This window comes from Azospirillum sp. TSH100, assembly GCF_004923295.1.
GTDB lineage: Bacteria > Pseudomonadota > Alphaproteobacteria > Azospirillales > Azospirillaceae > Azospirillum.
This window is the reverse complement of the sequence record NZ_CP039637.1, coordinates 783,443-797,301: the sequence shown is the minus strand read 5'-3', so window position 1 is coordinate 797,301 and position 13,859 is coordinate 783,443. Positions and strand designations below refer to the sequence as shown.

Genomic DNA, 13,859 nt, shown 5'->3' with positions numbered 1-13,859 from the left:
TATGGTTGCATAACCCATTGCGCCTGAGCGGGGGTCCGACATGATCGAGAGCGGCTCTTCGGTTCTGGAGCGCCACAATCTGTCGGTGATCGAAGCAGGCGTGGACTCCGGGGCGGAGACCCTGGTCCTCATCCCCGGCTTCGGCACCGAACAGTCGGCGTGGCGCCATGTGGTCGACGCGATGCGGGACCGCTTTCGCATCGTGCTGTTCGATCTGGCCGGTGTCGGGCCTGGCAGCCAAAGTCATTACGACCATGCCAGCTACCCCACGCTGGAAGCCTATGCCCGCGATGTGGTGGCCATCCTGGAAACCCTGCACATCGAGGATTGCCTCTGCGTCGGCCATTCGGCGGCGGGAATGGTTGCGGCCCTCGCCTCGATCAGGGCGCCGCACCTGTTCGGCAAGCTGGTGATGCTGGGCGCATCGGCCTGCTACCGCAATGTCGGCAGCTATCGCGGCGGCTTCGACGCTGCCGACATCGACGCCCTGATCGACAGCGCCACCCAGGATTACATGCGGTGGACGATCCGCTTCGGGCAAATGGTTGTCGCCGGTTCCGAGGAGGATCCCACGGTGCGGGAGTTCGCTGCCACGTTGCGGGCGATGCGTCCGGACATGGCGCTGTCGCTGCTGCTGACCGTGCTGCGCAGCGATCTCCGCCACCGCCTCGGCGAGGTCACTGTGCCCGCCGTCATCCTGCAGACCCGGGAGGATGCGGCGGTGACCCGCGAAGCGGCGGACTATCTGCGCGACCATCTGGCCGGCAGCGTATTGGAGATCCTCGACGCATCGGGGCATCTGCCGCATCTGTCGGTGCCTGAAACGGTGATCGCCGCGCTCGACCGCCATCTCTCCTGAAATTGCTAATTTAGCAATGGCGAGGCGGAAATCATGCCTCGAAGGGTGAGAACCTAAACCAAGGTCTAGGGTCGCTCGACCTAAACATTGCCCAGGTTAATCTGCGTCTAGTGGTTTGCGGCATATGGTCGCGTTTACCCTGTGTGGGCAAGTCGGGCGGCGTCTTCCCTCCATGGGAGGCCCCGCCAGCAAGCCAACGGAGACGCCCCATGGCCTTGGTCCACCAGACCAATCTGCGGATGCACTATGTCCCGACGCCGGAGGAGCCTGAGGTGCTCGTGATCGGCTCTGGCAGCAGCACGGTGGGGGTGGCTCGGGTCCGCTGCACGGCGGGCGGGGTCGGCCATTTCAGCCCGGTGCCGGAGGATGCCTTTCTGGTCAGTCACCATCTGTCGAATTTCCGGTCCGACGTCTGGGTCGACGGCCGGCTGGTGGAGAAGCCCGCCAACGTCGCCGGGCTGACCTCGATCCACGACTACCGCCGCAAGATCGACTGCGACATGCACACGGCGTTCGACACGCTGACCTTCCATCTGCCGTGGACTGCGCTGGAAAGCGCCTGTCCCGATGCCCTCGGCGGCCGGCTGGAGGATCTGTCCATCACGCCCAGCAGCCCGGTCGACGACCCGACGGTGCGGGCGCTGTCGTTGGCCATCCTGCCGACGCTGGACTGTCCGGAGCGGATCAGCCTGCTCTATGTCGATCACCTCTGTTCGGCGCTGGCGACCCATGTCGTGACCGCCTATGGCCGGGTGAACACCGCCAGGAGCGGGGGCACGCTGGCGCCCTGGCAGGAAAGACGGGTAAAGGAGCTGATCGCCGCCAATCTCGACGGCGAAATCCGGCTGGCCGACCTTGCCGCCGAATGCCGCCTGTCGGTTGGGCATTTCGTCCGCGCCTTTCGACGAACCGCCAACACCACGCCTTACCAGTGGCTGCTGCATCGGCGCATCGACCATGCCAAGACGCTGATGCGCGACGGGTCGCAGACGCTTGCCGACGTGGCGCTGGCCTGCGGCTTCGCCGATCAGAGCCATTTCACCCGCACCTTCAGCCGTCTGGTCGGCATTTCGCCGCGCAGCTGGCGGCGGCGCGCTGTGGGGGTGGATGCCGTCCCGCCGGCCGGCGCCTCCCGCGGCGCACCGGCCGAACGTCCCTGTGCCTGATCCCGCTCGGGGCGCATCGCGGCAATCTCCCCATCTGCGGCGGAATGTCGCTATCCTGTCGGCGTTGCGTGGGGGAAAGGCCGTTTCATGGAGTCCAGTCTAGACCATCTGACCGAGACGGGCTCCGGCACCGATGCGCTTGGCGGCGACGGGGAAACCCGGCTTTTGCGGGTGACGCGGCCGGGTCAGCCCTTTCCCATCCTGGCGCGCATGGCGGAGGCGGGCGTGCCTGCCGATGCGGTGCTCGCCCGGTTGCGGCGGGAGCATGAGCTGTCCCGCCGGCTCGACCCCGTCTGGGCGGTGAAGCCGCTCGACCTGCTGCGCCATGGCTCCGTGCCGGTGCTGACCCTTGCCGATCCGGGTGGACAGCCGCTGTCGGCGCTGGCGGTCTCCGCCTCCTCGGCATTTGTCGGGGCCTTCCGTCAGCGGCTTGTCCTGGCGATCCGCATCGCCGGAGCGGTGGCGCAGCTGCACCGCCGCGGAATTCTGCACGGCGACCTGCGGCCCTTCAACCTGATGGTCGGCGAGGATGGAACGGTGCGGCTGACCGGCTTCGGCCGTGCCGCCGACCTCTCGGCCCTCCAGCGGCAGGAGGTGGAACGCCCGGCGGCGCTGCTGCCCTACATGGCACCGGAACAGTCCGGGCGGATGAACCGTCCGGTCGACCGGCGCAGCGACCTCTACGCTCTGGGCGTCACGCTGTACGAACTGTTCACGGGGGAACTTCCCTTCGCCGCCCGCGATGCGGTCGAATGGGTCCATAGCCATCTCGCCCGCGCGCCGATCCCGCCGACCAGCCATGCTCCCGACCTGCCGCCGGCAATCTCCGCCATCCTGTTGCGCCTGCTCGCCAAGACGGCGGAGGAGCGTTACCAGAGCGCGAACGGCCTTGTCCGCGATCTCTCCCATGCCCTTCAGCTTTGGGACGTGCAAGGCGGCATCCCTGCCTTTCCGCCGGGCCTGCGCGACCTGCCGGAGGGGTTGGAGGCGCCCCCTTCGCTTTATGGCCGGGAGGAGCCGGTCGCGGTGCTCCAGGCTGCCTTCGATGAGGTCGCCGGCCGCGGCCGGATGGGCATCGTGCTGATTTCCGGCCGGTCGGGCGTGGGGAAGTCGGCGGTCGTCCATGCGCTGGAGGAGCAGCTGGTGCCGCCGCGCGGCCTGTTCGCCGCCGGCAAGTTCGACCAGGGCCGGCGCGATCTGCCTTATGCCAGTCTGGCGGAGGCCTTCCGCGGGCTGCTCAGCCGTATCCTGGCCCTGCCGGTTCCCCACCGCGACCAGTGGTGCCGCGGTCTTGCGGAGGCGGTGGGCGACGCCGGCGCGCTGATGACCGCGCTGATCCCCAACCTCGTCCTGCTGATCGGCGAACAGCCGGCGGTCCCGCCGTTGCCACCGCAGGAGGCGCAGAACCGTTTCGATCTCCTGTTCCGCCGCGTGCTTCAGATCTTCGCCCGCGCCGACCATCCGCTGGTGCTGTTTCTCGATGATCTGCAATGGCTGGACCGGGCGACGCTGGACCTGCTGAACCGGCTGGTCGCCGACGGCGGCATCGGCCATCTGCTGCTGGTTGGCGCCTACCGCAGCGACGAGGTGGGGCCGGACCATCCGCTGACCTCCTTGCTGGAGCGGATCAGGGGCTCGGCTTCCGAACCGTCAGGTGCGGACATCGATTGCCGGGAGATCACGCTGGGGCCGTTGCCGTCCGGCGATCTGCGCCGGATGGTCGCCGACAGCCTGGACCGCGAACCGGACGAGGTGGCGGCCCTGGCCGCCCTGCTGGAGGAGCGGACCGGCGGCAACGCCTTCTTCGCCGTGCAGCTTCTGACCGCGCTGGAACGGTCCGGCCGGCTGTGGTTCGACCGCGAGGCGCGGCGCTGGGACTGGGATCTGGCGGCGGTCGAGGCGGCGCGGTCGGGAGCCAGCATCGCCACGCTGATGACCGAACGGCTGGGCCGCTTTCCGGCGCGGGCCCGCGACCTGCTGGCCCGTCTCGCCGCCTTGGGCGCCAGTGCCCCTCTCGCCTCCCTGGCGCTGGCCGCCGGCCTGAGCGAGGCGGAGACGGAGCGCGACCTGGAGCCGGTGCTCGCCGAAGGGCTGCTCCTGCGCAGCAGCGACGGCTACCGTTTTCTGCATGACCGGGTGCAGGAGGGGGCCTATGCCCTGGTTCCGGCGGAGGGGCGCGGCAGGCTGCATCTCGACATCGCCCGTGCCCTGCACCGCGGGCTCAAAGCCGATTTGTCGGGCGAGCGGCTGTTCGCGCTGGTCGGCCAGTATGACCGCTGTCTGTCGTTGATCCAGGAGGGCCGCGAGCGCGAGGAGGTGGCGACGCTCCACCTTGCCGCCGGCCATCAGGCCAAGGCGGCGAGCGCCCATGGCTCGGCGCTTGCCTATGCGTTGGCCGGCCTGCGCCTGCTGGAGGGCGGCCGGTGGGAGCGGCGGCACCGGCTGGCCTTCGCGCTGGAGCATCTCCTGGCCGAATGCGACTTCCTCAGCGGTGACCTGAAGCGGGCGGAGCTGCGGCTCCAGGGGCTGGTCGGGCGGGCCGAATGCCCGGCCGACCGCGCCGCCATCACCGCCCTGCTTGTCACCGTCTACACCGCCATCGACCGCAGCGACCGCGCAATCGACGCCTGCCTCGCCTATCTGCGCGGCGCCGGCATCGACTGGCCCGCCCATCCACCGGCGGATCTTGCGCAGGAGGAATATGCGCGGCTGCGCGCGGCCATCGGCGACCGGCCGATCGCCTCGCTGGCGGCGCTGTCCGCCGTGAGCGACCCGGACAGCCGGGCGACGCTGGACGTGCTGGCCGCGGCACTGCCGCCGGCCTTCTTCAGCGACCGCAACCTCGTCTGCCTGATCCTCTGCCGGATGGCGAACCTGACGCTCCGGCATGGCCGCAGCGACGCCTCCGCGCTCGGGTTCGCCTATCTCGGCATGATGGCCGGTCCCTATTTCGGCGATTACGCCGCCGGCTACGCGTTCGGCCGGCTCGGCTACGATCTGGCGGAGCGGCAGGGGCGGACCCGCTACCGGGCGCGGGTGCTGATGACCTTCGCCTATCATGTCGTGCCCTGGACCCGTGACATCCGCAGCGAACGTCCCCTGCTGCTGCGCGCCTTCGAGGAGGCGCGGGAGGCGGGCGACGTCACCTATGGCGGCTTCACCAGCGTCACCCTGATCACCAGCATGCTGGCGTCGGGCGATCCGCTGGCGACGGTGCAGCGCACGGCTGAGGCGCGGCTGGCCTATGTGCGGCAGGTAAAGTTCGGGCTGTGCGCCGACATCCTGACGACTCAGCTGCAACTGCTGCACGCCCTGCGCGGGCGGACCGACGATCTCGCATCCTTCGACGGCCACGGTTTCAGCAATGCCGCCTTCGAGGCGCGGCTGCTGGCGAATCCGAGCCTGGACATTGCCACCTGCTGGCACTGGATCCGCACCCTCCAGCTCCGCTGCATCGCCGGGCAGATGGCGGCGGCGGTCGAGGCGGCCGAGCGGGCCGAGGGGTTGCTGTGGACGACCTCCGGCCATTGGGAGATGGCGGAGTTCCATTTCCACGGCGCACTCGCCAGGGCGGGTGCGATGGATGGGGCGGAGCCCGAAGAGCGTGCCCGCCACAGCGTGGCGCTCTCCCGCCATCTCGGGCAGCTGCGCGAGTGGGCCGGACACAGCCCCGACAGCTTCGACGCCCGCGTCGCCCTGGCCGAGGCGGAGGCGGCACGCACCCAGGGGCGGACCGAGGACGCGATGCGCGGCTATGACCGCGCCGTGCTGGCAGCCCGCCGCACCGCACTGCCGCATGTGGAGGCGCTGGCCCATGAATGCGCCGCCGGCCTCTACCGCCGCATGGGCATCCCGACGCTGGAGCTTGCCTGTATCCGCGATGCGGCCGACCGCTATGGTGCCTGGGGGGCGACGGCCAAGGTCCGGCAGCTGGCCCGCCGTTACCCGTCGCTGGCGGTTGAGTCGGGCGAGGCTGTGATGCCTGAGGCGCCGCGCGGCTTCGACGGGGTCGATCTGGCGTCCCTGCTGGAGACGCTGCGCACCGTGTCCGACCAGGCGAGCGTGGAGCAGTTGACCACCACCCTGCTGACCCTGGTCCTGGAACATGCCGGCGCCAGCCGTGGTCTGCTGATCCTTGCCCGCGGCGAGCGCCTGCGGGTGGAGGCGGAGGCGACCACCGGCCTCTATGGCGTGTCGGTCCGTCTGGTGCAGGAGGATGCCGACCGCTTCCCGTTGCCCCATTCCATCATCCATGGCGCCATCCGCGACCAGGAGGCGGTGATCGTCGACGACACCCGCGCCGCCGGCCCGCTGTCCGCCGATCCCTATTTCCAGGAGACGGAGGCACGCTCCATCCTCTGCCTGCCGCTGGTCCGCCGCCGCCGCGTCGTCGGGTTGCTGCATCTGGAGAACGCGCTGGCGACCTACGCCTTCACGCCCCAGCGGGTCAATGTGCTGACCCTGCTCGGCGCCCAGGCGGCGGCCTCGCTGGAGACGGCGACGCTTGAAGAGAAGGACGCGCTGCTGAAGGAGATTCACCACCGGGTGAAGAACAACCTGCAACTCGTCACCAGCCTGTTGAACCTCCAGTCCCGCCGGATCGAGGACGAGGCGGTGGCCGCCCTGTTCGCCGACAGCCGCGATCGCGTGCGGTCGATGGCGCTGGTCCATGAAAGCCTGTACCGCCTGGGCAATTTCGCTTGGGTACCGATGCGCGAGCATCTGGAATCGGTCTGCGCCCATCTGCTGCGGGCCTATTCCCGCCATGCCGGGGCGGTGCGGCTGGAAACCGAGATGGACGACCTGAAGCTGGACCTCGATCGCGCGGTGCCCTGCGGGCTGATCGTCAATGAACTGGTCTCCAACGCATTGAAGCACGCTTTTCCGGGCGCGCGGGGCGGGGAGCTGCGGGTCGCCCTCGCCACCGATGGGCAGGATTGCCGCCTATCCGTCCGGGACGATGGCGTGGGCTTGCCCGACGGATACAATCCCGATAGGATGGATACCGTAGGTTTTCAGCTTGTATCCGATCTGAGCAGTCAGTTGCACGGAACTCTGAAGTACAGGTTCAACACAGGCGCGGAATTCATCGTCACCTTTCCTTTGAAGGGGCGCAATCGGGGAAGTCAATGATCGCGGCACGCATCCTGATCGTCGAGGACGACCGCATCGTTGCGCGCGATATTCAGCATCAACTTTCCCGTATGGGCCATGTGGTGGTCGGCATGTCGGCCAGCGGGGAGGATGCCGTCCGGCAGGCGTGCAGCCAGCAGCCCGATCTCGTGCTGATGGACATCCGTCTGGAGGGGGAGATGGACGGGATCGAGGCGGCACGCCGGATCCGCGACGCCCACCGCATCCCCATCATCTTCCTGACCGCCTATGCCAATGACGAGGTGGTGCACCGCGCCAGCCTGACGGAGCCCTTCGGCTATCTGCTGAAGCCCTTCGAAGAGCCGCAGATGCGCACGGTGATCCAGATGGCGTTGTACAAGCATGCCAGCGACACCCGGCTGCGCCTCAGCGAGCGGCGCTATGCCGCCACGCTGGCCAGCATCCGCGACGGCGTCATCCTGTGCAACCGCGACGGCCGGGTCGATTTCATGAACCGGGCGGCGGAGACGATGACCGGCTGGACCGCCGCGGAGGCCGCCGGGCAGCCGCTGTCCGCCGTCTTCGTCGTGGTGGACGAGGAAACGCAGCAACCGCTGGAGGATTTCTCCGCCGTCGTCCTGCGCAGCGGCGATTTCGCTCCGCCCGAACGGCAGTCCCGGCTGCTGCCGCGCGGCGGGGATGACGCTGCCGGTCAGGCCGGGGGGGGCGCCGGAATCGTCGTCGAGGAGCGCTGTTCCGCCATCATCGACGATCGCGGCGAACCGGTCGGCTCGATCCTGGTGTTCCGCGACCTGACCCAGCGCCGCCGGATCGCCGAGGCGCTGCGGACGGCCCAGGCCGACCTCGCCCATATCGGCCGGCTGACCATGATGGGCGAATTGGCCGCGGCGGTCGCGCATGAGGTGAACCAGCCGCTGATGGCGATCGTCACCAACGCCGGCACCTGCCTCCAGCACCTGTCGCAGCCGCAGCCCGACCTCGACAAGACCCGCATGGTGGTGGAGCGGATCGTGCGCGACGCCCAGCGGGCTGGCGACGTGGTGCGCAGCATCCGCGCACTGGCGCGCCGGACCCCGGTCGATCCCGGCTGGGTCGATGTCAGCGCGCTGATCGCCGACACGCTGGAGCTGGTTCGGGCGGAGCTGCGCCACGCCCGCGTCACCGTGGAGACCGACCTGCGTGCCGAACCGCCCTGGGTCCATGGCGACCGGGTGCAGTTGCAGCAGCTCGTCCTCAATCTGGTGATGAACGCGGTGGAGGCGATGTCGGCGCCCTCCACCACCGGCGGCCTGCCGGAGCGCAGGCTGCGCATCGCCACCGCCCGCGACGGGGACACCATGCGCATCGTTGTGGAGGACAGCGGGCCTGGGATTGCCGAGACCGATGTCGACGCCATCTTCAGGGCATTCTATACCACCAAGCCGGACGGGCTGGGCATGGGCCTGTCGATCAGCCGGTCGATCGTCGAACTGCATGGCGGGCGGCTGACCGTGATGCCCGCCGCTGCCGGCGGAAGCATGTTCGAGGTCGTGCTGCCTGTTGCGCCCGGAGGGAAGTGATGACGAGGAAGGCCGAAGCTGCGGTGGTGGCCGAGACCGTCGTCGTCATCGACGACGATGAAGCCGTCCGTGAAGCGCTGGAGGGACTGCTCGAGTCCGTCGGGCTGCTGGTGAGGAGCTACGGCTCGGTGCAGCAGTATATCGACGAGCGGCCGGCCATCGACATCGGCTGCATGGTGCTGGACGTGCGGCTGCCCGGACGCAGCGGCCTGGATTTCCAGGCCGAGCTGGCGCGTTCCGGCAACAGCCTGCCGGTGATCTTCATCAGCGGCCATGCCGACGTGCAGATGTCGGTGCGTGCCATGAAGGCGGGGGCTTTCGAGTTCCTGACCAAGCCGGTCCATCACCAGGAACTGCTCGATGCCATCCACGCCGCCATCGCCGCGCATGGCGAACGCCGCAGCCAGGAACGCGGGCTGACCATCCAGCGCGCCCGCTTCGAGACGCTGACCGCGCGCGAACGCGAGATCACGATGATGGTGGTGTCCGGCCTGCGCAACAAGCAGATCGCCGACGACCTCGGCCTCAGCGAGGCGACGGTGAAGCTGCACCGCGGACAGGCCATGCGCAAGATGGAAGCCCGCTCCGTCGTGGAACTGGTGCGCATTGTCGACAGCCTGACCGCGGCCGGCCGATTCTGACCGGAATTGACGTCATATGGCTTTTCGCATAGATCTGCTGCCGCTGCCTGTCAACGCAGTGCTGGATGACGGAATCCTCCCCATGGACTGTTCATCCCGGCAAGGAAGATAAAGTCCCATCAAGGGCATTGAATAAAGCTTTCGAGTCGATCGTTGCCTTTGGATCAATCCGTATGACTGAGGCAAATACCCAAAGACGAATCAGGAGATTTGTCTAACCTTTCCTTAACTCTTATCCCGCTTTTCCTGACTGAGATGGTTGCCCTAAAGGGCAGGTGCCGCAAAAAAACAATAAGGCGCCGAAGGCAGGATCAAATGGGGTTGGGTATGACGATGAAGGCTTTGTCCCTTGCGGGAAAGACTGTAGCTCTTTGTATTGGCGGGCTTCTATTGCTTGCCTTTTCTACATTCGGTGTGAATGAACTTCTGCTCACCGGCTATGCGGAGCGCATGGCGATGGAGCGGCAGGAGACCAACATGCGCGTCGCCTGGGACGTGCTGAACCAGTATGGACAGGCCTTCGATGCGCGCGACGGGACGCTGTTCGCCGGCGACCGCGTCCTGAACGACTTTTTCGAGCCTGTGGACCGGGTCAAGCGGCTGGTCGGCGGCACCGCGACCCTGTTCATGGGCGACCGCCGCGTCGCCACCAATGTGCTGAAGCCGGACGGCAGCCGCGCGGTCGGCACGACCCTGGCGAAGGGGCCGGTCTATGACGCGGTGCTGGGCCGCGGCGTGCCCTATCGCGGGCAGGCCGACATTCTCGGCACGCCATTCTACACCGCCTATGATCCGATCAAGGCGCCGGACGGCCGCGTCGTCGGCATTCTCTACGTCGGCATTCCGAAAGCGGAGTTCTTCGCGGCGATCCGCGACACCCAGGCGACGATCGCGTCGATCAGCGCGGTGGTGACCCTGCTGGTCGCGGCCTGCTGCCTGCTGCTGGCGCGGCAGATGTTCCGGCCGCTGTCCGGCATCCGCACCGCGATGGAGGAGCTGGCGCGCGGCACCCTGTCGGTTGCCATTCCGGCGTTGGGCCGCAAGGACGAGATCGGCGGCATGGCGAAGGCGCTCGGTGTCTTCAAGGACAATGCGCTGGAGGTCGACCGGCTGCACGAGGCCCAGGCGGCCGAGCGCGCCCGCTCGCTGCAGGAACGCCGAGCGGCGATGGAGGAGGTGGCGCAGTCCTTCGAGGGATCGCTGCTGGGTGTCGTCGGGGTGCTGAGCGCCACCACCACGCAGTTGCAGGCGAACGCCCAGCGGCTGCACGACATCGCCGAGACCGGCAGCGTCCGCGCCCACACCGTCAGCAACGCCGCCGGCGAGGCGAGCGACGACGTCCGCACCGTCGCCGGTGCCGCGGAGGAACTGAGCAGCTCGATCGGCGAGGTCGGCCGGCAGGTGGAGGAGTCCGCCCGCATGGTCCGCAGCGCGGTGGAGGAGGTGACCCGGACCAACCACACCATGGACGGGCTGGCCTCCGCCGCCGGTAAGATCGGCGAGGTGGTGACCCTGATCCAGGACATCGCCGCCCAGACCAACCTGCTGGCGCTGAACGCCACCATCGAAGCCGCCAGGGCGGGGGAGGCGGGCAAGGGCTTCGCCGTCGTCGCCGGCGAGGTGAAGACGCTGGCCAACCAGACCGCCCGCGCCACCGACGACATCGCCCGGCAGGTGGCGGAAATCCAGGCGGTGACCGGCCATGCGGTGGAGGCGATCGAGGGGATCGGCCGCATGGTGATGTCGGTCAGCGAGCTTGTCGGCCGCATCGCCGTCTCCGCCGACCACCAGAGCGCCACCACCGCCGACATCGCGCAGTCGGTGCAGCGCGCCGCCGACCGCACGACCGAAGTCACCCACAACATCGAAGAGGTCTCGCATTCAGCCCACGAAACCGGGGTGATGGCGTCGGAGGTCCGCGCCGCCGCCGCCGACCTGGGCCGGCAGGCGCTGTCCCTGCGCGATCAGGCGGAAGAGTTCCTCCGCCATGTGCGGGCGGCCTGAGCATTCGTAGGTTCAAGAGAGAAGCCTGACGTTTGAAGCGCTCCGCGTCGGATCGTGTCCTGAGCCTTTCTCGGTCGTCATCCTCGCCTTAGCGGGGATGACGAGTGGGAGACGTGCATGCCTGCCAAATCAGTGCTTTCTATTATGGCAGCAGCGCACATCCCATGAAGTGATGGCCGTTCCGGCACCGATGTCGTCTGGCCGCGGCGTGACGAGGGGGAACCTGTTGGGTTATTTTTTTATTCTCTGAGAAAGGGTTGGAGGGATTTCCCTCTATCGGAATCCGCGCAAGGCCACACTCCACAGGAGATCCTTTCTCAAGATCAATGTGAAATCTCATTGATCCGTATGGTTGCGGCTTGGTCACAATCTGCACCCACGCATTCTATGAGAAATGGCCCTGCAAACATCTCAAAAAACTTGTATTTTCTCGGAAAATGCGCTACCTATAATTTTTTATATGCTCTATTTCTGCGTTTTAAAAATGCTCCTGATCTCTCTGGAATCTTAAAAAGGAGAGTGATTATGGGATTGTTCGGCGATTTTTGGGATGTGGCAACCTCCGAAAAGAGGGAGCAAAGAATGGAAAGATTTGGTGTTGCCTACGCAAATTCCTCCTATGAAAGATGCGAGAATTGTTCGTATCGCGCCGAGGGAGGCGGAAGCCGTTATTACGGATATGGACGGCATAATATTGATGTATACGCAAATACTGTATGCGCATATTTCAGAGCTGGTCCTTCTCAGCACACAAGAAGATAGAGTTGCCGTCCAGCTGGTGCTGAATGGCTGACCGGAGTGGTCGAAGGCAGGGTGTGGAACGGCAAGGCATCCTGCCTTTGATGGTTGCGCATTATGCGAGGTATGGGCGATGGGCTATAGCCTCAAGGACTTGGAGCGAGCTGGTCAGAAGCTGAACGACCATTTGGAGGAAAGATCCAGGGCCCAGGGCGAAGACGCCGCCCGACGGTTGATTGCCAGCACCGCGCGTGGCCGAGGGCTTTGGTTTATTCTGCATGTGCCGGCTTGGGCGATGATCATGGCATCTGTCGGGGCGGTGATCTCCACGACTCTGCAGGTGAGATACGCAGTTCACAACGCGGAAATACCGGCTTTACTTGTCAGCGGATTCATCGCGACACTCTGGTACCGTGCCAATTTCACGCGGGAGCATCCGCTGATCAGCTTCATCCTCGGTGCGTTCATGGTGCCATGGATCATCCTGACGCTGGCCAAGTAGCATTGGGCGCGCAATCCACTCCGCCACATCCAGTCCATTCGAGTTGAAGCGGCTAAGTCCTGTTTATGCGATACGCCAAGATTGAAGCGGAGGCTCCCGGCACGACCTTCATGGGCCGCCCCCTATGTCAATCGGTTCGGGGGGGCGAAGACGCCGATCTGGCAAACGGTGACCTTGCCCCTTTATTGCCTGCGGCCTCGGCGAGCATCCACCCGATCTTCACTTGAAGGCCAGCAGGATGACCCCGGCGGCGATCAGCATGACGCCGAGCCAGTTCGGTGCCGACAGATTCTCGCCCAGGAACAGGACGCCGAACAGCGCGACCAGCACGACGCTGAGCTTGTCGACCGGCGCCACCTGCGAGGCCGGACCGAGCTTCAGCGCGCGGAAATAGCACAGCCACGACGCCCCGGTGGCGAGGCCGGACAGGATGAGGAACAGCCATGTCCGACCCGACACCGCCGATGGCGACAACGACTGGCCCGAGGCGACGACGATGCCGATCAGCATCATGAGGATGACCACGGTGCGGATCAGCGTCGCGATATCGGAACCCACACCTTCGACGCCGACCTTGGCGAAGATCGCGGTCAGCGCCGCGAATCCGGCCGACAACAGCGCCCACAGCATCCAGGTCGGAAACAGGCCATCGCTCATTCGCTTGGTTCCTCCGGTTCAGCCGTCCCACGGCTTCGGATCGGGCCGGCTATCCGGCGGCAGCAGGTCGTTGGTATCCCAGCTCAGCATCAGCAGAAGCACCCATTCCGCCCGATTGGAAAAGCCATATTGCGGCCCGCTGGACGATACCAGCCTGCCGGAGGTCTTATCGTAGGCGGTGGCGGCGATCTTGGCGACGCCCTGCGTCAGTTCCTTCTTGAACAGCGGGATCTCCGGCGTGGAGGAGGTGCCGCTGACCGGCAGCGGAATGTCGATGCTGGGAATGCCGAGCAGCGAGCTTTCGTTGTCAACCGACAGGGCGCCGACCCGCAATTCCACGACGGTCGCCGCCTTGTCGCGGCTTTCCGCCATGGCGGCGCCATGGCGCAGCAGGGCGTCGCGGACGGACGAGACGGCGTATTTGGTGTCGTAGCCCTCGACCCCGGCGGCATCGACATAGACGCTGCCCTCCACCGCCAACCGGCCGGCCAGACGCTCCGCCGCCTGATCGGCCGCGGTGGAAATCAGCAGCTGTTCCGTGGCCGAACGGGCCGGGGTGGTGACGTGCGAGGTGGAGCAGCCGGCCAATCCAACTCCTGCCAGCCCAACTCCTGCCAG

Annotated in this window: 9 protein-coding genes; 7 read left to right on the top strand and 2 right to left on the bottom strand. The window is 66.7% G+C overall.

All coding sequences use genetic code 11. From position 1 onward, the window contains the following. Positions 1-40: 40 nt before the first annotated feature. The 7 genes from E6C72_RS24950 (at position 41) to E6C72_RS24920 (ending at position 12,584) form a co-directional block, all read left to right on the top strand. Positions 41-859 carry an alpha/beta fold hydrolase gene (locus E6C72_RS24950; protein ID WP_109087092.1) on the top strand — a complete coding sequence of 273 codons (819 nt, stop codon included), beginning with the start codon at positions 41-43 and terminating at the stop codon, positions 857-859. A gap of 209 nt (positions 860-1,068) precedes the next feature. Beyond that, positions 1,069-2,025, top strand: coding sequence for a helix-turn-helix transcriptional regulator (locus E6C72_RS24945; protein ID WP_109087093.1), 957 nt, complete (start codon positions 1,069-1,071; stop codon positions 2,023-2,025). Positions 2,026-2,112: 87 nt separating this feature from the next. Continuing rightward, positions 2,113-7,158: an AAA family ATPase gene (locus tag E6C72_RS24940; protein WP_109087094.1), complete on the top strand. Its 5,046-nt coding sequence runs from the start codon at positions 2,113-2,115 to the stop codon at positions 7,156-7,158. Then, the gene (locus E6C72_RS24935; protein ID WP_109087095.1) at positions 7,155-8,699 is read left to right on the top strand and encodes a response regulator; all 1,545 of its coding nucleotides are present in this window, start codon (positions 7,155-7,157) and stop codon (positions 8,697-8,699) included. The genes E6C72_RS24940 and E6C72_RS24935 overlap by 4 nt, the downstream gene beginning before the upstream one ends. Continuing rightward, on the top strand, positions 8,699-9,340 hold the full coding sequence (locus E6C72_RS24930) for a response regulator transcription factor (protein WP_109087096.1): 642 nt from the start codon (positions 8,699-8,701) through the stop codon (positions 9,338-9,340). Before E6C72_RS24935 ends, E6C72_RS24930 begins: the two co-directional genes overlap by 1 nt. A gap of 414 nt (positions 9,341-9,754) precedes the next feature. Next, positions 9,755-11,344, top strand: coding sequence for a methyl-accepting chemotaxis protein (locus E6C72_RS24925; protein ID WP_247875850.1), 1,590 nt, complete (start codon positions 9,755-9,757; stop codon positions 11,342-11,344). A gap of 871 nt (positions 11,345-12,215) precedes the next feature. Then, positions 12,216-12,584, top strand: coding sequence for a hypothetical protein (locus E6C72_RS24920; protein WP_109087097.1), 369 nt, complete (start codon positions 12,216-12,218; stop codon positions 12,582-12,584). Between the two features lie 219 nt (positions 12,585-12,803). Here E6C72_RS24920 and E6C72_RS24915 read toward each other — a convergent pair whose 3' ends face one another. Next, positions 12,804-13,241 carry an EamA family transporter gene (locus tag E6C72_RS24915; protein WP_109087098.1) on the bottom strand — a complete coding sequence of 146 codons (438 nt, stop codon included), beginning with the start codon at positions 13,239-13,241 and terminating at the stop codon, positions 12,804-12,806. Between the two features lie 18 nt (positions 13,242-13,259). Next, on the bottom strand, positions 13,260-13,829 hold the full coding sequence (locus E6C72_RS24910; protein ID WP_109087099.1) for a DUF6655 family protein: 570 nt from the start codon (positions 13,827-13,829) through the stop codon (positions 13,260-13,262). Between the last annotated feature and the right edge of the window lie 30 nt (positions 13,830-13,859).